This window comes from Rhizobium sp. BT-226, assembly GCF_025847085.2.
Classification (GTDB): Bacteria; Pseudomonadota; Alphaproteobacteria; order Rhizobiales; family Rhizobiaceae; genus Rhizobium; species Rhizobium sophorae.
In genome coordinates this window covers 191,477-212,952 of sequence record NZ_JAOYTI010000003.1, presented here as the reverse complement: position 1 = coordinate 212,952, position 21,476 = coordinate 191,477, and the positions used below count along the sequence as shown (strand labels likewise).

Sequence of the window (21,476 nt, the reverse complement as noted above, 5' to 3'; positions counted from 1 at the left end):
TCATGGACAAAAGCTGGGATATGAACGGATGGAGGTCAGATGGTCGGCAGAGCGCTGCCGGAGCGCGCTGAGCGTCCTCGCCAGGCAGACGGCCGACAGCAGGCCGGTTAAGGCCGAGGCCAGGAATATTGCTGCCAGTAAGCCTGAAAAGCCGAAGAACGGCGGCAGAAGAGCAAGCAGCGGAAAGAGAAGATAGCCATTCTGCGCCAGACCGATGGCAACCGCCGCTTTCGCTCTGCCCTGAGCCTGAAAGAGGATCAGCACCGTTTGCCGTAGGCCGAAAAGCAGAAGGGGAAGATGGGTCGCGATGATCGCTTGCCCTGCGATCCCGATCACCAACGAATCGTCGGTGAAGAATGAGGCAAGCTCTTCGGAGAAAACCAGCGCGGCCAATCCATAGGCGCCACTCACGGCAGTCGTGACCATTGTGAGGATGCGGGCTGCCGATAGCATCCGGGCTGTATCGCCCCGACCCCAGGCAAAGCTCAGGATCGACTGGGCTCCGAGTGAGATGCCGATGACGGGGAGGGTTCCGACCGCCAGCAGCCGCAAGGCAATCCCGACGCCGGCGATGCCGGCTTCTCCGTGATAGGTGCCGGCGAGCGATACCACGGCCGCAATCGCGCCTGCGGTTGCAAGACTTGTCAGCGTCGTCGGTGCGCCCACAGCAAGGACAGGCCTGAGATGACCGATATCCATCCACCGCCAGCCAAACGTCAGCCGGACCGTCCCAAGTCGCCTTGCGTGGTAGGCAGCATAGATGCAAAGCGCGACGAGCTGGGACAGGATGGTTGCGATTGCAACGCCCTGCAGGCCGAGACCGAAGCCGAAGATCATGATCGGGTCGAGGATCATGTTCAGCGCAAAGCAGGCGACCAGCGTCCACATGCTGAAGCGGGCATTGCCCTCTGCGATCGCCAGGAAATCGAGAATGATCTGCGCCATAGTCAGCGGCACCGAGATTGCAATAATCATCAGATAATGTTGCGCGAGCGGCTGAAGGGCAGGCGTGGCGCCGAACAGAAGCAAATCCGGAAATGCCACGATTGCGATGGCGCTTGCCGCGCCGAAGACGACGCCGGCAGCAAGACTGATCGAAGCAATGGCGCCGGCCCGGGATCGGTTGCCGGCTCCGAGCGTGCGTCCGACCTCAGTCGCGACACCAACGCCGATCCCCTCGCCGAAGGCGGCGATGAGCATGAGGATCGGCAGGACGATCATGATCGCCGCGATCTGGTCTTCACCGATCATTCCGACGAAGATCATGTTGATCGTATGATGGGCGGCATTGATCGACAGGCCGAACATGGCCGGCAGCCCGAGCCGAAGCAGCAGCCTGAGAAGCTCAGGACTGGCAAGGTCTTCCGGTGCGAGACGCTGCCGTCTCCGGAAGCTGCCGCTCGCGTCGCTCATATCGTTCATGATGCAGGCACCCAAAGACGATCGCCGAAGAAACGCTCGCGGCCGAGCATCACCAGGAGCGCTCGCTTGTGCGGAAAATCGAAATGTTTGACCTTGGCAAAACCGGAACGATCGAGGTTGCGGATCTGCTGTTCGTGACTGGCGCGCGGCTCGCCGACGATGCGTTTCGTGCGCGGATCGTCGAGGAAGATGAAATGCATCAGCGAAGGAAGCCATGCGCTGATCCATTTCTTGCCGCGATAATCGGGCTCGCCGATCGCGACATGCCATCCGCGATCATAGTCGTCGGCGTCGTAAAAGGGGCCGAGCCGGTTCTCTTTCGCCCAATAGACTTCGAAATAGCCGAAGGGAATGTCCGCGAAACTGCCTATCAGCGGCAGGACGTGCGGATCTGCGATCCTTTCTTCCAGGATCTCCCGATGTTTGTCGATCGAACCCGCATCCTCCCAGATCGTGTTGACCTGTTCGTCGTTCATCCAGCGATGAAATGCTGCAAGATCGGTCTCCGGATCGGCCACCGTAAAGGTGATTTCCCGTTCCAGCCAGGGGATGAAACGCCTGTAGATCGCGCCCTTCGGCTTTGCGGGTCGACGCGGATGATACCGGCCCGCGGTCATCTCCTGCACGGGCGGCAGCGGATAGGACAGCTGCGGCAGCCAGAGCGATGGCCATTGCCACAGGATCGCCGAATCGAGCCCTCCGCCTGCATCCGCAATGTGTCTGGGAAGACTTGTCTGATGCCCTTCGAAGACGACTGAGGTGATCGAGCGATCTTCTGCCGTTACGGCTTCGGCGACCGCCATGAGAAGCTCCGCCGATTGCACCGGATCGCCATGGTAGAAGGTCACCGACGCGATGCCGGCCTCAACCTCGAATGTGGCTTCGTGGTGGCCGTAAGCGGTCTTGAGGTGGATGAGATTGGGGGCGAGGCTGACGTAGCTGCGCGACTGCAGAGCGCGCCTTTGTTTGACGGCGTCGAAATCCATGACGTTCTCCTTGGCCGGTCGGGGGCAGGTCGGGCTTTTGGCGCTGCGAGCATGAAGCGTGCCCTTGCGCCGATTTAGTAGAATGACGATCCATCTCTCGCTGGGTTTAGGGGTAAGCGAAGAAAAAAATTCTCATCAATTTTCTAAACTGCAGCCTGCCGGATCCGTCACTTGCGCATGACCATCATCACCGCAGGAGCTGCGAATGGATAATCTTGAACCTCACGACGATCTCTGGATCGCCGTCATCGACACCGAGCGTCGCTACTCGGTCTGGCCGCAGGACAAGCGGATTCCCCTGGGCTGGGAGCCGGCGGGTTTTGCCGGTTCGCGCCAGCAATGCCTGGCGCATATCGCTGACGTCTGGGCGGATCCGCGCCCCCTCTCTTTGCGCTCGGCAATCGCCGGCGATGCGCGTCTCTGAAAACGGCTGGATGGCACGGATGAACAAACAGATCACAAACTTCGCAGATGCCACCCCGACCGATGTCGCAACGGACACGGTCTTCGAGAGCTTCCCGCTGACGATCGCGCAGAAGCGTATCTGGTCGCTGGAGCAGATCGGCAACGACACGGTGTTTCCCGACCAGGTCATTTCGCTGCGATTGAGCCCGGCGGTCGACATCAAGACGATTGCCGGCGCCTGCCGGACGCTCGTGGCGCAACATCCCTCCCTTGCCACCCGGTTCCGCCGGCTGGCAGGCGGCCGCGTCGAGCAATACTGCGGCGCTTTGAACGCAGTACCGATCGAGATTGTCGGCGAAGGTATCGCTCTTGCGGAGCCGGATGCGTTGGCCGCCCAGAAAGCCTTCCGCGACCGGCGCTTCGACCTCCTTGCTGGTCCGCCGACGCGTGTTCAGATTATCTTGCTTGCCGATGGGCAGTCGCTTCTGACGATCCTGCTTCATCCTGTGATCTCGGACGATCGCGAGAAGTCTGTTCTCGCCGGCTCCCTGACGCGAATTCTCGATGGCGCACCTGCCGGCGACACGCAGCCGGCCGAAATCTTGGCCGGAACGCGGGAGGCTGAGTGGCTGCAGACGGAGCTGGCCCAGGAATCCCTCTCCTATTGGCGGAACACGATCGGTCTCGATTATTCGGCCTCGACCTTTCCCACCCGCTTTAACAGCGGCGGGCTGGCAGGTGTGGCGCGCGCGCAGCATCGATTTTCGATCGAGCCCGAGCTCTGGGAAAAGCTCGGTCGACATGCGCAGCATAAGGGGTATCAGGTCGAGCGCGTGCTTCACGCCGCCTTTTGCGCGCTGCTGGCGCGCTACAGCGGCAACTATGCTTTGCTGACCGGGCTGCTGATCGCGCGACCGCAGAAGGAGCACCTTGCGAACCGCGGCCGTGCCGAACAGGTCCTTCCCCTCATCTTGTCGTTGACATCAAGAAACTCTCTCGACGATGTCATCGCAGCGATCTCATCGGCAACGGAGGAGGGGCTTGCCCGGCTCGTGCCGCTGGAGCGCATCACCCAGGAACTGGTCGTCGATGAAGCGGCTGCCCAGGAAGCTGTGGTCAAGGCGCTGTTCGAATTCCGCGAGCCGTATCCGGTCCCCAGGCACGCAACCAATCTGGAACCTCTGGGCGCGCGCGCCGACAGCGAGCTTTCCCTGGTGATCGAGGCAGATCTGAATGGTGCCGCAGCCGGGCTGATCGATTATGCGCAGGATCTTTATGACGGCGCCCTGATTGCCCGTGTCGCCAGGCATTTCAGCCTCGTGCTCGAGCAGATCGTCGCGCGAGACAATGTGCGGATCAAGGACATCGAACTGGTGGGGAGTGACGAGCTCGACTGGTTGTCGGCGCCTTACGAAGACGAGGTGGTCAACGACGACAGGCCGGTGCACGAGCTGATCTCGGCCCATTCGCGCCGGACGCCCGAGAAAACAGCGATCGTCTATGGTGACGAAGAGTGGACCCATGGCTGGCTGGAGACGAGCACCAACCGCCTCGGCCATCGGCTGCGGCAGCTCGGCGTTCGCGCCGAAGTGACGGTCGCAATCTTCATCAAGCGCTCGCCGGAGGCCATCGTCGGCATCCTCGCGACCCTGAAGGCTGGCGGCGCCTATATTCCGGTCGAACCCGACCATCCGCCGGTGCGCAACCACCACATTCTGCGCGATGGCGGCGTCAAGATCGTCCTCACGCACAGTTGGCTGCGCCATCGCCTGCCGGAAAAACTCGACGCGATCGTTCTCGATCTCGACAAGATCGATCTCGAAAGCGAGCCGGATACGCCGCTGTATATTCCCACGCACAAGGACCAGCTTGCCTACGTCATGTATACCTCCGGATCGACAGGATTGCCGAAGGGCGTGGCTGTCGAGCACGGGCCGCTGACGCACCATCTACAAAACACCTCGCGTGTCTATGGCATGAGCTCTGACTCCCGCGAGCTGCCGTTCCTGCCTTTCAGTTCGGACGGCGGGCACGAGCGATGGATGAACCCGCTGATGGAGGGTGGCAGCATCATTCTTCCCGATCAGCCGCTGTGGACGCCGGAAGAGACATTGACGGCCATGCGCAAGCACGGCGCCAACAATGCCAGCATTCCCACAACCTATCTGCAGCAACTGGCGGAATGGGCTGACATTACCGACGGCGCGCCGCCGATGCGCCTTTATTCCTTCGGCGGCGAGGGGCTGGCGCAGCCGACCTTCGATCTTCTGTCGCGGGCGCTGAAATCGGAATGGCTGATCAACGGCTACGGTCCGACCGAAACCATCATGACGCCGATGGTCTGGAAGGTGAGGGCCGGCACGAAATTCCAGGGGGTCTATGCTCCGCTCGGTCGCGCCGTCGGGTTAAGGCGCGTCTATGTGCTCGACCCCGATCTCAATCCGTGTCCGATCGGCGTGACGGGCGAGCTCTATATCGGCGGCGAGGGTATCGCACGCGGCTATCTCGGCAAGCCGGACACGACGGCGGACCGCTTCATCCCCGATCCGTTCTCAAATGACGGCGGCCGGCTTTATCGCTCCGGCGATCTGACGCGTTGGCGTGATGACGGAACCGTCGAATTCGTCGGTCGTGTCGACCATCAGGTGAAGCTTCGCGGCTACCGGATCGAACTCGGCGAGATCGAAGCGGCACTGCTCCAGCAGCCCGGCGTCGGCGAAGCCCTGGTGGTCCTGCGCGATGACGATGCCGGCGGCGACAAGGCGCTCGTTGCCTATGTCGTTCCGAAGAAAGACGAGACGCTTGACGTCGAGACGATCCGCGCCGGCCTCGAACGCAGCCTGCCATCCTACATGGTGCCGTCTGCCGTGGTCGAACTGGAAAAAATGCCGACCAACCCGAACAGCAAGCTCGATCGCTTCGCGCTGCCGGCGCCACAACCGGTCAAACGCACAATCGTCGAGCCGGCGACCGCTCTCGAAGAAGAGGTGCTGGATGTCTGGCGGCAGGTTCTCAAGCTGGAAGCAATCAGCGTCGAAGACAATTTCTTCGCGATTGGCGGCAATTCGCTGGGCGCGATCCGCATCCTTTCGCAGCTGCGGCAGCGCCGGCCGAAAACCCCGCTCACCGTCGCCGATATCTTCAACAATCCGACCGTGCGTTCGTTTGCCGGCGTGATCGAGCAGGGTGACCAGCGGGATCTGTCTGAGGTGATCGTGCTGCGCGCTTCCGGCGCCAAGCCGCGGCTCTATTGCTTCCCGGGCCTTCTCGTCAGCACCCGCGAATACGTCAAGCTCGTCGATTATCTCGGAGCCGATCAGCCGGCGACCGGCTTCATTTGCCACTCGCTTTCCGAGAAAAAGGCAGTCGGCGCTCCGGTCGAAGAGATCATCGAGAGCTATGTCGACTATATCAGGACGCATAGCCAGGAAGCGCCCTGCTATTTCCTCGGCTGGTCGTGGGGCGGGCTTCTGGCCTATGAGGCTGCCCGCGCCCTCGGTGACCAGGTCGACGTCAGGATGATGGCGATGGTCGACGTTTGCGATCTCGGATCGGAATTCGCGATCGGCGCAAAGCCGAGGTTCCGGCCGGGCGAGCGCGATGAGCTTCATCGAGACGTAAAGGCATGGCTTGGAAGAACGGCTATGCGTCCTGAATGGGACCGGCTGCTGTCGACGATGGACGCGGATACTTACGATCAGTTCCTGCGCTTTGTCGGCGACGAAAAGGACCCGCTTCCAGACGACGGGCCCGATATCAGCAGTCGCGAGCATACGTTTTGGGTGCTCATCGACAATGCCCTGATCTTCCGCAAACACCGGCTCGTTCCCCACGATGTGCCGATCTATCCCTGGGCTGCCGACGACAGCCTCAACCGCGGCCTCAACCTGATCGACTGGCGCCGGCTGTCGCCGCGGGCGCGTGCCGCAGAAATCATCACCGGCACCAACCATCTGCACATGATCGGGTCTCCCGCCTTCCACTCAAGGCTCGCCCTGCGTCTCAAGGAAACAGAGAAGGATATCGCATGACCGTCGCTTTTGCCCGCAGGGATGCCGAACCGCTGGATATTGCCGGCATCGGCATCGGCCCTTCCAATCTGAGCCTCGCCTGCCTGTTCGAGTCGGTGCCCGAGATCAGGAGCCGTTTCTTCGAGCGGCGCCCATCGTTCGACTGGCACCCCGGCATGATGATGCCTGGCGTCGAGCTGCAATCGTCCTTTTTGAAGGACCTCGTCACCCCGGTCCTGCCGACCAGCCGCTGGTCATTCGTCTCCTACCTGGTTGCCCATAAGAGGCTCTACGCCTTCCTGAACGCCAATTATGACGCCGTTCCCCGGCAGGAGTTTGCGCGCTATCTGGCCTGGGTCGCCAATGGTGTGGACGGCTTGCGCTTCGCAACGGAGATTCGTGACGTCGAGCATCGCGACGACCGCTTCTTCCTGCGGTTCGACAACGGGCAGGAGGAGGCGCGAAACCTGGTGATCGGCACAGGGTCTTCACCCTTTGTGCCCGACTGGGCAAAACCGTTTCTAGGCGCCGATTGCTTTCATAACAGCGAGGCCAAATCACGTCTCAGCGATCTCGGCGCCGCCCGCATCGTCGTGGTCGGCGGCGGTCAAAGCGGCGGCGAGGTCGTCGAAGCCCTGCTTGCCGATCCTGGTTCCATGACGGAGCTGACATGGATCAGCCGGCGTCATAATTTCGAGCCGATCAACGATACGCCGTTTTCGAACCAGGTCTTCTCACCCGAATACGTGCAGGCCTATTTGAAGCTCGGCGGCGAGCAGAAGCAGGCCGCTTTGAAGAACTCGATCCTGACCAGCGACGGCTTGTCGATTTCGACGATTCACGCGATCTATCGCCGCCTCTATGCGTTGCGCTATCTCGAACCGAGCACGCTCAACGCCTCCCTGGCGCCAAATCGCGATGTGATCCAGATGGAGCGGAACGGCAATGCCTATCGGCTCATCGTCAGGAACCAGTTCGACGGCGGGATCGAGGTGCTTCATGCGGATGCGGTGGTTCTGGCAACCGGCTACCGGTTCCGATTGCCGGACGCTCTCGGCTCGCTGGGCGACAGGATAACGCTCGACAGAAACGGCTATCCTCTGCTCAATGACGACTACACGATGCAGTGGACGGGTCCGCGGACCAACCGGCTGTTTGCGCAGAATGCAGGGCGCTATTCGCACGGTATCGCCGACTCTCAGCTCAGCCTCATGGCCTGGCGCAGCGCAACCATCGTCAATACGCTTCTCGGCCGGCCGCACTTCGATGCGGAACCCGACAACGGGCAACTCGCCTGGGCGACGGAGACCTCTTCCGCAATGCCTCATCAGCTCCGAGCCGGCTATTCGGACGGCATGTTATCGTCCTGAAATAGGCGTGTCGAAATACCGGGGAACCCGGATCGAGAGCAGGCAGCCAGCGCGACGACGTGCTGGCTGCCGCTTTCGACCAGACGGTGATGCCAGCGCCGATCGCGATCGCCGCCATCGACCATGTCGGGGATGCCATCCTTCCAGGAAAAGGCGACGTTGCGGGGATCCTCGCGCAGCCCGACGCCGAGTGCCTTCAGATGGCTCTCCTTCAGCGTCCAGAGTGCAACGGCCGCGCGCGCGCGTTCGGGCGCAGGCAATTCCGCGAGCCAGCGCCGTTCGTCTGCACTGCAATAGCTATCCACTGCCGCCGCTTCGATTTCGGTATCGACGCGTTCGCAGTCTATTCCCACGTGATCACATCCTGAAGCGACAGCGACCGCCACAAGCCCGTCGGCATTGGCGAGGCTGAATTGCGGCCTCTCACGCCCCTCAAGCCTCAGCTTGCCGCGGTTGTCCGGGGACAACGGGACCTTGTTCGGCGGTGTGCCGATATGCTCGCTCAACAGCCGCCGCAAGAGATAGCGACCGGCAATGAACGAGGCCCGATCCTGGTCAAACCGGTAGGTCGCGGCGCGCTCCCGTTCATCCGGTGAAAGCGACTGCATCCAGCGGCTCCAGTCACCCTCATTCTCGGAATACAGCCAGAGCGCGATTTCAATGCCGGCAGCTTGATCTTCAGGTTGGTGCATTTTCGCTCGCCGTGGCTGCTATTTCCCTGAATTTTCAAGAACTCTGGGTCGCAGCGCGTTTAATTGATCGCGGAAGTATTGGTCAACTCAGAAGATCATCGCAAATGCGGCGGGAACATTGTTTAGTTAATACTAAATTATGGAATCCGGTGCGAGATCTTATATCAGCCGGCACGCCGGTCGTCCCAGGTACCTTCGAGGAGACCCGCATGAAGCGCCCGAGCATCAAGCAAGCCCTGATCTTTAAGCTGTCGATCATCACTCTGTTCATGGTTAGCCTGTCCTATGTCTCGTTGAGCACGATTTCGACACTTCGCGCCAATACCGAGCAGATCGGGACCTTCTGGATGCAGCGGCTTGTGACGGCTCGCGAGATCAAGGATGACTTCCTCGACCTGAAATTGGTCTATGCCCAGTACCTCCTGGAGGATACAGCGCAGGAGCGGAATGTCGGACAGCAACAGATCGACGCCGCAGGCGTTGCGCTGGACACGGTTGTTGGCGAATACGAAAAAAGCGTTCGTACGGAGCGTGGACGCCAACTGATCAATCAGATGAAGCCGGAACTCGCCAAATATCGCGCGCTGGCAGAACAAATGATCGCGCTTGAAAATGATGGGAAGACGCCTGAAGCAATCCGCCTCTTCAAGGAAAAGATGGAGCCACAAGCAGAACTGGTCAACAAGGCGGTGGCGGACCTTGTCGCTTTCATTCTCGGCCAGGCCGAAGGCTTTGTGGCCGCAAGCGGTGCTTCCGCGCAATCCGCTTTCACGCTGACGGCCATGATCGCAGCACTGGCCGTGCTTCTTGCCGTAGCCGGCATCTTATTTGCGATATCGGGTATCGCCAATCCAATCCGAAGCATCGCCTCCGCCATGAGGCGTTTGTCGGATGGCGATCTTGACAGTGATATTCCTTATGCCGGTCGCGCCGACGAAGTCGGCGAAATGGCCGGTGCGGTTGAAATCTTTCGTCAGAATGCCCTCAACGTCGTCAGGCTCGAAAAGGAAGCCGCCGAATCCCGCAGCGAGACCGAGGCAGCGCGTGCCGCAGCCCAGCAGCGCGCCGAACGCGAGGCGGAACAGTTGCGCTTCGCGACCACGACATTGGGCGAAGGTCTCCGGCGGCTTGCATCAGGCGACATATCCTTCCAGCTTTCGGAGCAATTTGCGGCCGAATACGAAGTCTTGCGCGAAGACTTCAACGCTTCGCTCCGGCAATTGGGCGCGACGATCGGCGCCGTGCTCGAGACGGTGCACAGCATCGACAATGGTACGGGTGAAATTGCATCTGCCGCGCAGGATCTTTCCAAACGTACCGAACAACAAGCCGCCTCCCTCGAGGAGACGGCCGCAGCCCTGGACGAGATCACGTCGAATGTGACGATGGCGACCAAACGCACCGACGAGGCGCGCAATGTCGCCAAAGAAGCCGATATCAGCGCCCAGCGATCGGCAAAGGTCGTCTCGGAGGCGGAAGGGGCGATGCGCCGCATCGAGGACAGTTCACAGCAGATTTCGAACATCATTAGTGCAATTGATGAAATCGCCTTCCAGACAAACCTCTTGGCACTGAATGCCGGCGTTGAGGCTGCCCGTGCGGGTGAGGCTGGCAAAGGTTTTGCCGTCGTCGCCCAGGAAGTCCGTGAGCTTGCCCAGCGCGCCGCTCAAGCGGCCAAGGAGATCAAGGGCTTTATTCAAAAATCGTCAACTGACGTCGAAAATGGCGTGAAACTGGTTCTCGAAACCGGAACGTCGCTGAAGTCGATCGGTGAGTACGTCGTCCAGATCAACCAACTCATGGATGCGATTGCCACATCGGCGCGCGAGCAGTCGACTGGACTTGCCGAGATCAATACGGCCGTCAATCAAATGGACCAAGCGACCCAGCAAAATGCGGCGATGGTCGAGCAGTCGACGGCTGCCGTTGCCTCACTGTCCTCCGAGGCAGGCCGCCTGCGGGATCTGGTCAACCAGTTTCAATTGGACGGCGACAAAAGTGCTGCGGACAGGCAGCGCAGCGGACCGGCCTTTGAAGGCAACAGGCCAATCCACTTGGTCGCTTCGCGGCGCGTGACGCAAAGATGAAACGCGGCTGACGTCAGATCAGGTACTGAAGATGTTGAACTAGCGCCTGGACGACCGTCATCCATCATTCGTCGTAATTTATCAGAGCGGCAGCATCATCTCGCCGCGACGTACCATCGTTCAAGGCGTGAGGTGCGAATGATCCATGTCGATGGTTATGCCGCTACAGGCATCCAGGGAATCTGGATGGCGCAGCCGTGCCGAAAGCTTCTTTCTACAATCACTTCGCAAGCAAGGAGGCTTTTGGGGCGGAAGTGATGGAGGCCTATTTCGATCGCAACGAGGGCAAGTTGCGTGACTTCTGTGCGATCAAGATGTCGCGCCCCGTCAAACTGGAAGCTTATTTCGATGAGCGGATAGAGGCATTCAGAGAAGCGGTATTCACAAAAGGCTGCCTGCTTGGCAATTTAAGCGCCGAACCGACACGAGCATGTCGGTTTCCTGCGTAGACAGCACCGTGACTTCGCTATGGCTGGGCCATGAATCCACACGTTCCACCCAAGGCTAGCCTTCAACAATCGAGGGGCGGTCGTCATTGGGTCATTCTCCAAGAGCCATCGCCTATACAAGTTCACGTGCTATAAGTTCGCAATGTCAGCGAAAAAGAAAAGAACTCGCTGGCGTAAGCGCTCGCCTTGAATTTTTACATGGAGATTGCATGCTCTCGCAGCCGCAGCCTTTATACGAACAAATCAAACTCCATGTGCTAGAAAGAATCGCGGATGGCACATTCCGCCCCGGCGCGAAAATACCAAGCGAAAACCAGCTTGCCGCCGAGTTGGGATCATCTCGATTGACCGCCAATCGCGCGCTGCGTGAGCTGACCGTCAGCGGTGTGCTGCAGAGGATTGCCGGCGTTGGAACGTTTGTTGCTCCGCCCAGGGCTTCGTCTACTTTCGTGTTGTTGCACAACATTGCGGACGACATACGAAACCGCGGAGAAGTTCTATCGATTCGCGTGCACGCCGTCGAGCAGACAAGTGTCCCGCCCGACATTGCGCAGCGAATGGGAACAAGAGCTCGCGTTCCCGTCTTCCACTCGCTTATCGTCTACTGTGCAAACGGCAGCCCGGTGCAGCTAGAAGACCGATTTGTATCTCCTGGCTTCGCTCCCGGCTATCTCAACCAGAACTTCACCAGTTATTCCACGACAGATTATCTCCAGTCGATCGCGCTTCCAACGCGCACGGAGAACGAAATTCAGGCCGTCCTTCCAACCGCCAGAGAAGCACAGCTTCTCGAACTCAACGAGAGTGATCCTTGCCTTGTTGTCACGAGAAAGACTTGGGTCGGTGATGATGTCACAACATTCACACGTTTCATCCATCCGGGGACCCGCCATACTTTCATCACTCAAGATAGCCGCTGATGACCGGCGCGAAGACGGCAGCTTTGATCTTGAAACGAGCGCTGTTGGCCATCCAAATCCGAGCATTGGCGCATCGACCGGGAGAGACCTAGCGTTCGTGGTGGCGCATTTGATGCAGCGTCTGGCGCGTCTTTAAACGGCCCCTCCTCCAATCGCACATTTTATGTGCAGTGCGGCATAAAGGCTAAAAACTGGCCTTGCCCGGTTGCGCGCCCCTCGCTTTTGTGTAACCTATATATACAGGTACATATATGTATGGTGAGCTAGGTTGATCACTTTCGAAAATGTGACGAAGCGCTATCACGGCGATGTTGTGGCGGTGAACGAACTGTCGTTCACGGCGCCGACCGGTAAATTGACGGTGCTTGTCGGGCCGTCCGGATGCGGCAAGACGACATCGCTGCGCATGATCAATCGTCTCGTGGCTCCGAGCTCCGGCACGATCCGGCTGGGCGACGAGCCGACATCGCGGATGGATGAGGCGCTGCTTCGGCGGCGGATCGGCTATGTCATTCAGCATGCCGGTCTCTTCCCGCACCGGACGATCATCGACAATGTCGCGACAACCGCCCGCCTGAACGGCACGCCGAAGAAGCAGGCCCGCGCGATCGCGCTGGAGCTGCTCGAGCGTGTCGGTCTCTCGGAAAGCTTTGCGGATCGTTATCCCTGGCAGCTTTCGGGCGGCCAGCAGCAGCGCGTCGGCGTGGCGCGCGCGCTCGCCTCCAATCCCAAATTCATGCTGATGGATGAGCCCTTCAGCGCGGTCGATCCCATCGTCCGGACGCAGCTACAGGACGAATTCCTGCGTCTTCAGCGAGAGATGGGCAAGACCATCATCATGGTCACCCATGATATCGACGAGGCGCTGAAGCTTGGCGACCAGGTCGCCGTCCTGCGAGTCGGCGGCGAGCTCGCGCAGATCGCGACGCCGCAGGAGCTGCTGACGAAACCGGCCGATGCCTTCGTCGCCAATTTCGTCGGCCGCGACCGAGGCTATCGTTTCCTGGGTTTCGTCGGCGCCAATGGACGGCTGGCTGTCAAGACCGAGCCGACCGGGCGCCTCGGCGACGCGCCGGAAGTGGCGCGAGGCGCCACCAAGGATCGGTGGCTGCTGGTGACCAACGAGCGCGGAGAGCCGCTTGGCTGGACGGAACCGGCCAGCCTGCAGGGGCCAATCCGGATGGGCGACCTCAATCTCAGCGGCACGCTCGCCTCGGCTGATGGGTCGCTGCGACAGCTTCTCGACGCGGCTTTGAGCTCGCCCAGCCGCCGCGGTGTCGTCGTCGACGACAAGGGCCAGCTGATGGGCTCCATCGGGGTTGCGGATCTGGTTGCGCTGCTCGACGGATCGGAAGACCCGGCGGCTCCGGTGAAGGGAGTGGACCATGCGGTTTGACTGGCTGCTGCGTGAGTCCGGGAACATTGCCAACCTGTTCTGGTGGCATGTCGGCCTTTCTGTCATTCCCGTCATCGCCGCCCTCATTCTTTCGCTGCCGCTCGGATGGCTGGCGCATAAGAGCGGGCTGTTCAAGTCAGCGATCCTAGGGGTCGCGGGCCTGCTCTACACCATCCCGTCGCTGGCGCTCTTCGTTCTTCTGCCTCTGGTGCTGCACACGAAAATCCTCGATCCGCTCAACGTCGTCGTGGCGCTGACGGTCTATTCCCTGGCCCTGCTTGTCCGCACCGTCAGCGACGGCCTTGGCGCCGTGCCCCCGGATACGCTGCAAGCAGCCACCGCCATGGGATACCGGTCTTTCCAGCGGTTTTTCATGGTCGAGTTACCCATTGCCGTGCCTGTCATCGCGGCGGGCCTGCGCGTCGCGCTCGTGTCCAATGTCAGCATCGTCTCCGTCGCGGCATTGATCGGGACGCCGCAGCTCGGGCTGCTGTTCACGCAAGGTCTTCAGCTTCGGTTCGTCACGCCGCTGATCGCCGGCATCGTGCTTTGCCTGTTGCTTGCCGTCGTCCTCGACGGTCTGGTGATCCTGCTCAATCGTTGGCTGACGCCCTGGCGGCCGAGAAAGGTGTGAGCTGATGATCGAATGGTTTCTCAACCCAGCGCAGTGGCACGGTTCGGAGGGCATCCCGAACCTTCTCGCCCAGCATCTGGAATACAGTTTCATCTCTCTTTTCATCGCGGCGCTCATCGGCCTGCCTGCCGGCCTCTATGTCGGGCATACCGGCAAGGGGACATTCCTGATCGCCGGGCTTGCGAACGCCACGCGCGCCTTGCCGAGCCTCGGCCTGATCGTCCTGCTCGTCATCCTCGTCGGACCCTATTTCAAAACGGACCTGGCCTATCTGGTGCCAAGCATCGCTGTCCTGGTGCTGATTGCGGTGCCGCCGATCATGATGGGCGCCTATTCCGGGATCACCTCGGTGGATCCGGCGGCCGTCGATGCGGCCCGAGGCATGGGATACAGACCACTCGCCTTGCTGCTCACCGTCGAGTTTCCCTGTGCATTGCCGCTGATCTTTTCGGGCTTCCGCAGTGCGGCCTTGCAGGTGATTTCGACAGCGACAATCGCTGCCTATGTCTCGCTTGGTGGCCTCGGCCGGCTCATCATCGATGGCCGCGCCCAAAACGACTACATGCAGATGGCCGCTGGCGCCGTTCTCGTGGGTGTTCTCGCCCTGATCGTCGACCTGTTCTTCGGCCTCGCATCCAGGATCGCAGTCTCGCCCGGCTTGACGCGCCGGACTGTGAAAGGCGTCGCCATCCGGCGCCAGCTTGCAAACGAAAAACAACGGAACAGCTAGGAAGAACGATGATGATAAAGCGAAACATGCTTGCAATCGGCGCTATTGCCATTTCTGCCCTTCTTGCGGTCGCTCCGCTCGCGCGGGCTGAAGACCCCTTGTCCTCGAGCACGCCACGCTCGGATGTGGATACGATCATCATCGGATCCGCGGACTTCCCGGAAAGCCAGCTTCTTGCCAAGATCTATGCCCTGGCGCTCGCTGCCAAGGGCATGAAGGTGGACACGAAGCTCAATATCGGCAGCCGTGAAGTCTACATGCCGGCGCTGCTCGACGGCTCGATCGATCTTCTTCCCGAATATGCCGGCGCGACGCTGAGCTACCTCGACAAGAGCGCGACCGCGCATGCCCCGAAGGATGTCGTCGAGGCGCTCGGCAAGGTGCTGCCGAAGGGCGTGTCGATGCTGACCGCATCCGATGCCCAGGATTCGGACGTGCTTGCCGTCACCGAGGAGACCGCCAAGAAATACTCCCTGACATCGATCGAGGATCTGAAGCCGGTCGCCGGCGAATTCATCCTCGGCGGTCCGCCGGAATGGAAGACCCGCAAGGAAGGCGTCGTCGGTCTGAAGGACGTCTATGGCCTGGTATTCAAGGATTTCAAAACCCTTGACGTGGCCGGTCCGCTGACCCTTTCGGCTCTGATCAACGGTCAGGTTCATGCCGCTGACATGACCTCGACCGATCCGGCGATGAAGGCGAGCAAGCTCGTCGCGCTGAAGGATACGAAGAACCTGTTCCCGGCGCAGAACATCCTGCCGATCATCGCCACCAGCAAGGTCAGCGACAAGGTCACCGCGACGCTCAACGCCGTCTCCGCCGCGCTGACGACCGAGGATCTGATCGAGATGAACGGCCGCCTCGCCAATCAGGAAAGCTTCGACACCGTTGCCGGCGACTGGTTGGCGAAGAACAAGCTGAACTAATCGATATCACGGCGGCCGAGCCCGTGTTCGGCCGCCGGCACCTGGACAGAGGGAAGTAGAGATGCCGCTTGTCTCCAGACGGGGAAAGCCGGCGTCCGCCCAAGGAAACCGGAAATGCCGCACAGCAACAAACGTTCACAGAGCTCCGCGACCGTTCGGCTCGGCGCGTCGCCGACCACGATCCAGGATATCGCGGACATCGCCGCCGGAGCAAGAGTAACCCTTTGCCCCGATGCAGTAGACGGCATGCGCAAAGTTCAGACTCTTCTGCTCCAAGCCATTGAGGCAAACAGGCCGATATATGGCCTGACGACGGGAGTCGGCGACCTCTACACCGTGAAGCTTCAGCCCGAGGATATTTCCCGTACGCAGCTCAATATGCTGCTCAGCCACGCGAGCGGCATGGGCACGCCGCTTGATCCGCCAGCCGTGCGCGCCATCATGGCGACGATGATCAAGGCGCTCTTGCAGGGTTGCAGCGGCGTCAGCGCCGGGCTGGTGCAGACCATGAGCGAGATGCTCAATCGCGGCGTCATCCCCTGGTCGCCTGCAAAAGGTTCGGTCGGCTATCTGATCGCCACCTCGCATATCGGTCTCGTCATTTTCGGCGAGGGACGCGCCTGGTACGAAGGCGAGCTGCTTTCGGGACGCGAGGCGATGACCCGCGCCGGCATTGCCATCAAAGCGCCCGGTCCGCGCGAAGGACATGCGCTGATCAGCGGCACCTATGAAATTACCGGCATCGGCGCACTCGCCGTCCATCAGGCTGAGCAGTTGGTGGCGATTGCCGATGTCGCTGGCGCCATGAGCCTGGAAGCGATGAAAGGCAACAGCCGGGGCTATGACGAGCGCCTTCAGCGGATGCGGCCGCATCCCGGACAGGCCGAGACGGCGAGCCGGCTGCGAAGCCTGTTGTCGGATAGCCAGGTACTGGCGAAGCACCGCGATCATCGCCTTCAGGATGCGCTCAGCCTGCGCTGCATTCCGCAGGTTCATGGCGGTGTGCGCGACGCGCTCGCCTATTGCCGTGATGTCCTGACCATTGAGATCAACTCCGTGACCGACAACCCCGTTTTCGTCATCGAAGACGAGGAGCTCGTGCCTTTGCCCGGCGGCAACGGCCATGGCGCGCCGACGGCGCTCGCGCTGGATGTGCTGGCGATCGCAATCGCGCATGTGAGCACCATGTCGCAGGCAAGATCGGACCGCCTGACCAATGGCCATATCAGCGAGCTGCCGCCTTTCCTCATGGGCGCGAGCGGCGCCAATTCCGGCTTCATGATCCCGCCTTATGCGGCCGCTGCCATTGCCGGCGACAATCGCAGCCTTGCGGCGCCGGCTTCGGTCCATACGGTGACCACCTGCGCCAACCAGGAGGACCATGTGAGCATGGGCGTCTCCGCCGCAATGCAGGCGCGCACAGCGGCCGACAATCTCGCAGATATCCTGACGATCGAGCTCATCTGTGCCGCCCAGGGGCTGGAATTTCACCGGCCTTTGCGGCCTGGCAGGGGCACGGGTGCTGCCTATGACGCGATCCGGCAGGTCGTTCCGCCGCGCGACAGCGACCGCGCCATGTATCCGGAATTGCAGGCCGTCCGCGACCTTATCGACAACGGCACTATCGCTGGGGCCGTCGACCGTGCCCTCGCAGTCAACGTTTAATAGCTTGGAGACTTCCGTGACCGAAGCAATGCGGGCCGTGCGGCCGCTCGATGGAATAAAGGTGCTGGATCTGGCGCGCGTGCTTGCGGGGCCTCTGTGCTCCGCCATGCTCGGCGATCTCGGCGCGACGGTGACTAAAATCGAAATCCCCGATCATGGCGACGATTCCCGCGCCTTCTCTCCGCATATCGCCGGCGAGAGCAGCTATTTCATGCAGGTCAATCGCGGCAAGAAGAGCGTTACGCTCGATCTGAAATCGGATGAGGGCCGCGAACTGCTGCTCGGACTGATCAAGCAGGCCGATATTCTCGTCGAAAATTTCCGGCCGGGCGTCACAGCGCGTTTGGGCATCGACTACGAGGCCGTAAAAGCGCTCAATCCGCGCCTCATCTATGTCAGTATTTCCGGCTTCGGCCAGGACGGGCCGCTTGCCCACCGTGCCGCCTACGATCATGTCGTCCAGGCGATGGGCGGCATCATGACCGTCACCGGCTGGCCGGATGGGCCGCCGACCCGCGTGGGCGATGCGATCGGCGATGTTGTTGCCGGCATCTACGGCTCCTGGGGCGCGCTTGCGGCGCTGTTTCAGCGCGATCGGACCGGCAAGGGTCAGCATGTCGATGTCGCCATGCTCGATTCCATCATGTCCCTGCAAATGGTCTCGCTGTCACAGATCACAGGCGGCAAGGGCGCTCCCGGCCGCGTCGGCAACGCACATCCGATCAGTGCGCCGATGGATTCCTATCAGGCGACCGATGGCTATGTGGTCATCGCCGTTGCCAACGATGCGCTCTTTGCCCGACTGGCGCGCGCGCTCGGCAATCCGGGCCTGACCGCGGATCCCCGCTTCAAGACGGATCCGGATCGGCAGGGCCATCAGGAGGAGCTGCGAGCCCTCATCGAGGCTTGGACGCGCAGCCGCTCGACGGAGGAGGTGACGCAGCTGCTCGATGAGGCGGGCGTCCCGGCCGCACCGATCTATGATCTCGCCCAGGCGCTCGCTACGCCGCATGCGCAGCACCGCCAGCTATTGCATACCGTGCAGCATCGCAATGCCGGTGAATTTCAGGTTATGCCCCAGCCGGTCCGTTTCAGCGGCATTGCCTCGGGCAGAGATTATGCCGCGCCGACCTTGGGTCAACATACTGATGCAGTCTTGAGCGATGAGTTGGGGCTGGCTGGCCCCGATATCGAAAATCTCAGGTTGCGGGGAGTCATCTGACCATGGCGCAGGACATCAATCACAAGAACCGCACCCGGCCAAAGGTCGCCGTCCTCGGTGCGGGCACGATGGGTGCCGGCATCGCCGGCGTATTTGCAGCAAAAGGCTATCCCGTCGCCATTTATTCCCGCAGCACGGAGACGCTTGACAAGGCGCGGAGCCGGATCGTCGCCATCGCTGGCGAAGCGGCGGTCACGTACACGACCTCGATGGAGGATTGCGTTGCCGGCGCCGGCATCGTCAGTGAGAATCTCGCGGAAGACGTTACGCTGAAGCAGCGCGTCTTCGGCGAGATCGAAGCCATGGCGCCGGTCGATTGCCTTTTGACGACGAATACTTCCAGCGTTCCGATCACCCTGATCGCGGCGGGGCTTGCCCGACCGGAGCGGGTTGTCGGCATTCACTGGTTCAATCCGCCGGCCGTCATGCCGCTTGTCGAAATCGTGCGCGGCGAGAAAACCTCGGATGAGGTCGTCCAACGCGCCCGCGAACTCTGCGCCGATATCGGCAAGGAAGTGATCGAGGTGAAGACCGATATAGCGGGCTTCGTCGTCAACCGGCTGCAATATGCGATCCTGCGAGAAGCACTTCATCTCGTCGAAGTGGGTGCCGCCTCGATTGAGGATGTCGACCGGGCGGTCGAAACGACGCTTGCGCCGCGCTGGTCTGCGGCGGGGCCGCTGCGGCTGATGGATCTGGCCGGTCTCGACACAGTCGAGAAAGTGTCGAGTATTCTGATGCCGGCACTGGACCGCAACGAAGCCATACCCTCCCTGGTGAGCCGCCTATGCGAGGAGGGTGCTTTCGGAACGAAGAGTGGTCGCGGCTTTTACGACTGGACGGCTGAAGAGATCGCGGCTGCAATCGCGCGCCGCGACGATACCGTCCGCCTGCTGACGGAAAGGCGCAAGCCATGACATCATCTCTCGTCAAAACCGAGAAGCAAAGCGGCTTCGCGCGCGTCATCCTCGACCGTCCGGCCAAGCGAAACGCGCTCAATAGCGAGATGCTGACCGGGCTTGTCGATGCGCTTCGCGACTGTCAGGCGGATCCGGCGATACGGGCGATCGTCATCAGCGGCAGCGAGCGCGGCTTTGCCGCCGGCGCCGATATCGGATCGCTTTCCGCCGCCAGTCCCATCGAGCTTTATACCAGCGGCTTCAGCGAGAAATGGGACGAAGTGGCGGCCATCACCAAGCCGCTCATCGCTGCGATCTCGAGCTATGCCCTTGGCGGCGGTCTTGAGCTGGCGCTGATCTGCGACATCGTCGTCGCCGATTGCACGGCGGTGCTCGGCCTTCCGGAAACCGCGATCGGCACCATACCCGGCGCCGGCGGAACCCAGCGCCTCGTGCGCGCCGTCGGCAAGTCTATGGCGATGGAGATGGTCCTGGCGGGGCGAAAGCTCGACGCGGAAGAGGCAAGGGCCTGCGGTCTGATCAGCAGCATCGCCGTCGATGGCGAGACGGTGGACGATCTAGCCTGCGCGATCGCCGAGCGTATCGCTCAAGCTGCCCCCATCGCAGTCACCATGGCCAAGGCCGCTGTTCTCGAAAGTTTCGAGACTCCGCTGTCCGCGGGCATTCGTTACGAGCGTTCGCTGTCCGCATTGATTGCGGCAAGCGACGACCGGGCGGAGGGGATGCGTGCCTTTGCCGCAAAGGAACGGCCGCAGTTCAAGGGACGGTAAGCCGTGGAGACGCCGCGCGGGCAGGATAACCACATAAGCGGTCCAACTCCGGCAGGAAGGTTACGAACCTACAAGGACGTTAAACAATTTATTCTTGCCTGCATCCGTACCGGAAAATGGCCGCCACACCACCGTGTGCCGTCCGAAAATCAACTCGTGGTATCGTATGGAGTCAGCAAGACCACCGCTGAGCGCGCGCTGTACGAACTTGCCAGCGAAGGCGTACTGCGGCGGATACCCGGAATCGGTTCGTTCGTAGCCAAACCAAAATGCTTCCCGGCGGTCTTCGATATGCTCGATATTGCTGAAGATATTCGCCAGCGTGGGAAAATTCATACGGCCAATGTTATCACATTGTCTGAAAATCCAGCCAGTTTCGAGATTGGCAATGAACTCGGGGTTGAGGTCGGCTCCACAGTTTTTCATTCCGTGATCCTGCATCACAAAGACAACGTTCCGGTGCAGTTGGAAGATCGCTTCGTACTTCCGAGCGCCGTTCCTGCTTACCTCGCGCAGGATTTCACGGAGCGCACGCCTACTTCTTATCTCCTAGAGGCCGCGCGGGGTGCCAGAAACGAATATTCCATAAGAGCGGTTTCGCCAGAGGGATGGGAACAGACGCTCCTTGCGATCCTTCCGACCAAGCCGTGTTTGTCCATCCACCTGCGCCTCACTTCAAACCGGAATGTAGTCTCGGTTGCTCGCTTGGTTTCTCCGGCTGGTCGGTATCGACTTGAAGCGATCCGTCGACATGCCGCGCGAGCCTAACGACTAAGCTCCATAAATAGGCTTACGCCTCAAAAGTTTGCTTTCCCAGTGGCTTAGGACGGCGGTCGCGCAGGGACCGGGAGGGTCGCCGGTTCATTTCCTTT

Annotated in this window: 18 protein-coding genes; 15 read left to right on the top strand and 3 right to left on the bottom strand. The window is 60.9% G+C overall.

Annotated elements, in window-relative coordinates:
- Entirely contained in the window at positions 1-1,422 is a 1,422-nt protein-coding gene (locus tag OIU37_RS20515; RefSeq protein WP_180695863.1) for an MATE family efflux transporter, read from the bottom strand.
- Positions 1,419-2,408 (bottom strand): GNAT family N-acetyltransferase, encoded by a 990-nt coding sequence (locus tag OIU37_RS20510; RefSeq protein ID WP_180695864.1) that lies wholly within the window; start codon positions 2,406-2,408, stop codon positions 1,419-1,421. Before OIU37_RS20510 ends, OIU37_RS20515 begins: the two co-directional genes overlap by 4 nt.
- Positions 2,409-2,613: 205 nt before the next feature.
- Here OIU37_RS20510 and OIU37_RS20505 point away from each other — a divergent pair, with 205 nt between their 5' ends.
- The 3 genes from OIU37_RS20505 to OIU37_RS20495 are packed head-to-tail and all read left to right on the top strand — an operon-like array spanning position 2,614 to position 8,193.
- The gene (locus OIU37_RS20505; protein WP_017991742.1) at positions 2,614-2,832 is read left to right on the top strand and encodes an MbtH family NRPS accessory protein; all 219 of its coding nucleotides are present in this window, start codon (positions 2,614-2,616) and stop codon (positions 2,830-2,832) included.
- 19 nt (positions 2,833-2,851) lie between these two features.
- On the top strand, positions 2,852-6,844 hold the full coding sequence (locus OIU37_RS20500; protein ID WP_180695866.1) for a non-ribosomal peptide synthetase: 3,993 nt from the start codon (positions 2,852-2,854) through the stop codon (positions 6,842-6,844).
- Positions 6,841-8,193, top strand: coding sequence for a lysine N(6)-hydroxylase/L-ornithine N(5)-oxygenase family protein (locus tag OIU37_RS20495; protein ID WP_171603243.1), 1,353 nt, complete (start codon positions 6,841-6,843; stop codon positions 8,191-8,193). Before OIU37_RS20500 ends, OIU37_RS20495 begins: the two co-directional genes overlap by 4 nt.
- Here OIU37_RS20495 and OIU37_RS20490 read toward each other — a convergent pair.
- Complete coding sequence (locus tag OIU37_RS20490; RefSeq protein WP_180695867.1) at positions 8,166-8,885, bottom strand: 4'-phosphopantetheinyl transferase superfamily protein; 720 nt, start codon at positions 8,883-8,885, stop codon at positions 8,166-8,168. The genes OIU37_RS20495 and OIU37_RS20490 overlap by 28 nt on opposite strands.
- Before the next feature lie 209 nt (positions 8,886-9,094).
- Between OIU37_RS20490 and OIU37_RS20485 the strand changes: the two genes are divergently transcribed.
- From OIU37_RS20485 to OIU37_RS20430, 12 genes are all read left to right on the top strand, one after another.
- The gene (locus OIU37_RS20485) at positions 9,095-10,972 is read left to right on the top strand and encodes a methyl-accepting chemotaxis protein (protein ID WP_180696160.1); all 1,878 of its coding nucleotides are present in this window, start codon (positions 9,095-9,097) and stop codon (positions 10,970-10,972) included.
- 197 nt (positions 10,973-11,169) lie between these two features.
- Positions 11,170-11,421 (top strand): TetR/AcrR family transcriptional regulator, encoded by a 252-nt coding sequence (locus tag OIU37_RS20480; RefSeq protein WP_180695868.1) that lies wholly within the window; start codon positions 11,170-11,172, stop codon positions 11,419-11,421.
- A 209-nt stretch (positions 11,422-11,630) separates the two neighbouring features.
- The gene (locus OIU37_RS20475) at positions 11,631-12,341 is read left to right on the top strand and encodes a UTRA domain-containing protein (RefSeq protein ID WP_171603240.1); all 711 of its coding nucleotides are present in this window, start codon (positions 11,631-11,633) and stop codon (positions 12,339-12,341) included.
- 268 nt (positions 12,342-12,609) lie between these two features.
- A complete protein-coding gene (locus tag OIU37_RS20470; RefSeq protein ID WP_180695869.1) occupies positions 12,610-13,737 on the top strand; it encodes an ABC transporter ATP-binding protein in 1,128 nt (375 codons plus the stop codon).
- A complete protein-coding gene (locus OIU37_RS20465) occupies positions 13,727-14,371 on the top strand; it encodes an ABC transporter permease (protein WP_180695870.1) in 645 nt (214 codons plus the stop codon). Before OIU37_RS20470 ends, OIU37_RS20465 begins: the two co-directional genes overlap by 11 nt.
- 4 nt (positions 14,372-14,375) lie before the next feature.
- Complete coding sequence (locus tag OIU37_RS20460) at positions 14,376-15,101, top strand: ABC transporter permease (protein WP_128404971.1); 726 nt, start codon at positions 14,376-14,378, stop codon at positions 15,099-15,101.
- An 8-nt stretch (positions 15,102-15,109) separates the two neighbouring features.
- Positions 15,110-16,027 carry an ABC transporter substrate-binding protein gene (locus OIU37_RS20455; RefSeq protein WP_244956174.1) on the top strand — a complete coding sequence of 306 codons (918 nt, stop codon included), beginning with the start codon at positions 15,110-15,112 and terminating at the stop codon, positions 16,025-16,027.
- A 114-nt stretch (positions 16,028-16,141) separates the two neighbouring features.
- Positions 16,142-17,692 (top strand): histidine ammonia-lyase, encoded by a 1,551-nt coding sequence (gene hutH / locus OIU37_RS20450; RefSeq protein WP_180695871.1) that lies wholly within the window; start codon positions 16,142-16,144, stop codon positions 17,690-17,692.
- 16 nt (positions 17,693-17,708) lie between these two features.
- Positions 17,709-18,914 carry a CaiB/BaiF CoA-transferase family protein gene (locus OIU37_RS20445; protein WP_264258553.1) on the top strand — a complete coding sequence of 402 codons (1,206 nt, stop codon included), beginning with the start codon at positions 17,709-17,711 and terminating at the stop codon, positions 18,912-18,914.
- A 2-nt stretch (positions 18,915-18,916) separates the two neighbouring features.
- Entirely contained in the window at positions 18,917-19,831 is a 915-nt protein-coding gene (locus tag OIU37_RS20440) for a 3-hydroxyacyl-CoA dehydrogenase family protein (RefSeq protein ID WP_182207891.1), read from the top strand.
- Complete coding sequence (locus OIU37_RS20435; RefSeq protein ID WP_180695873.1) at positions 19,828-20,604, top strand: enoyl-CoA hydratase-related protein; 777 nt, start codon at positions 19,828-19,830, stop codon at positions 20,602-20,604. The genes OIU37_RS20440 and OIU37_RS20435 overlap by 4 nt, the downstream gene beginning before the upstream one ends.
- Before the next feature lie 33 nt (positions 20,605-20,637).
- Positions 20,638-21,372, top strand: a complete 735-nt coding sequence (locus OIU37_RS20430; protein ID WP_171603894.1) for a UTRA domain-containing protein — start codon at positions 20,638-20,640, stop codon at positions 21,370-21,372.
- Positions 21,373-21,476 lie beyond the last annotated feature (104 nt).

Bases quoted from the DNA above. Each gene is read 5' to 3' on its own strand.
- OIU37_RS20515 (WP_180695863.1), bottom strand. From the start codon at position 1,422: ATGAACGATATGAGCGACGCGAGCGGCAGCTTCCGGAGACGGCAGCGT.
- OIU37_RS20510 (WP_180695864.1), bottom strand. From the start codon at position 2,408: ATGGATTTCGACGCCGTCAAACAAAGGCGCGCTCTGCAGTCGCGCAGC.
- OIU37_RS20505 (WP_017991742.1), top strand. From the start codon at position 2,614: ATGGATAATCTTGAACCTCACGACGATCTCTGGATCGCCGTCATCGAC.
- OIU37_RS20500 (WP_180695866.1), top strand. From the start codon at position 2,852: ATGAACAAACAGATCACAAACTTCGCAGATGCCACCCCGACCGATGTC.
- OIU37_RS20495 (WP_171603243.1), top strand. From the start codon at position 6,841: ATGACCGTCGCTTTTGCCCGCAGGGATGCCGAACCGCTGGATATTGCC.
- OIU37_RS20490 (WP_180695867.1), bottom strand. From the start codon at position 8,885: ATGCACCAACCTGAAGATCAAGCTGCCGGCATTGAAATCGCGCTCTGG.
- OIU37_RS20485 (WP_180696160.1), top strand. From the start codon at position 9,095: ATGAAGCGCCCGAGCATCAAGCAAGCCCTGATCTTTAAGCTGTCGATC.
- OIU37_RS20475 (WP_171603240.1), top strand. From the start codon at position 11,631: ATGCTCTCGCAGCCGCAGCCTTTATACGAACAAATCAAACTCCATGTG.
- OIU37_RS20465 (WP_180695870.1), top strand. From the start codon at position 13,727: ATGCGGTTTGACTGGCTGCTGCGTGAGTCCGGGAACATTGCCAACCTG.
- OIU37_RS20460 (WP_128404971.1), top strand. From the start codon at position 14,376: ATGATCGAATGGTTTCTCAACCCAGCGCAGTGGCACGGTTCGGAGGGC.
- OIU37_RS20455 (WP_244956174.1), top strand. From the start codon at position 15,110: ATGATGATAAAGCGAAACATGCTTGCAATCGGCGCTATTGCCATTTCT.
- hutH (WP_180695871.1), top strand. From the start codon at position 16,142: ATGCCGCACAGCAACAAACGTTCACAGAGCTCCGCGACCGTTCGGCTC.
- OIU37_RS20440 (WP_182207891.1), top strand. From the start codon at position 18,917: ATGGCGCAGGACATCAATCACAAGAACCGCACCCGGCCAAAGGTCGCC.
- OIU37_RS20435 (WP_180695873.1), top strand. From the start codon at position 19,828: ATGACATCATCTCTCGTCAAAACCGAGAAGCAAAGCGGCTTCGCGCGC.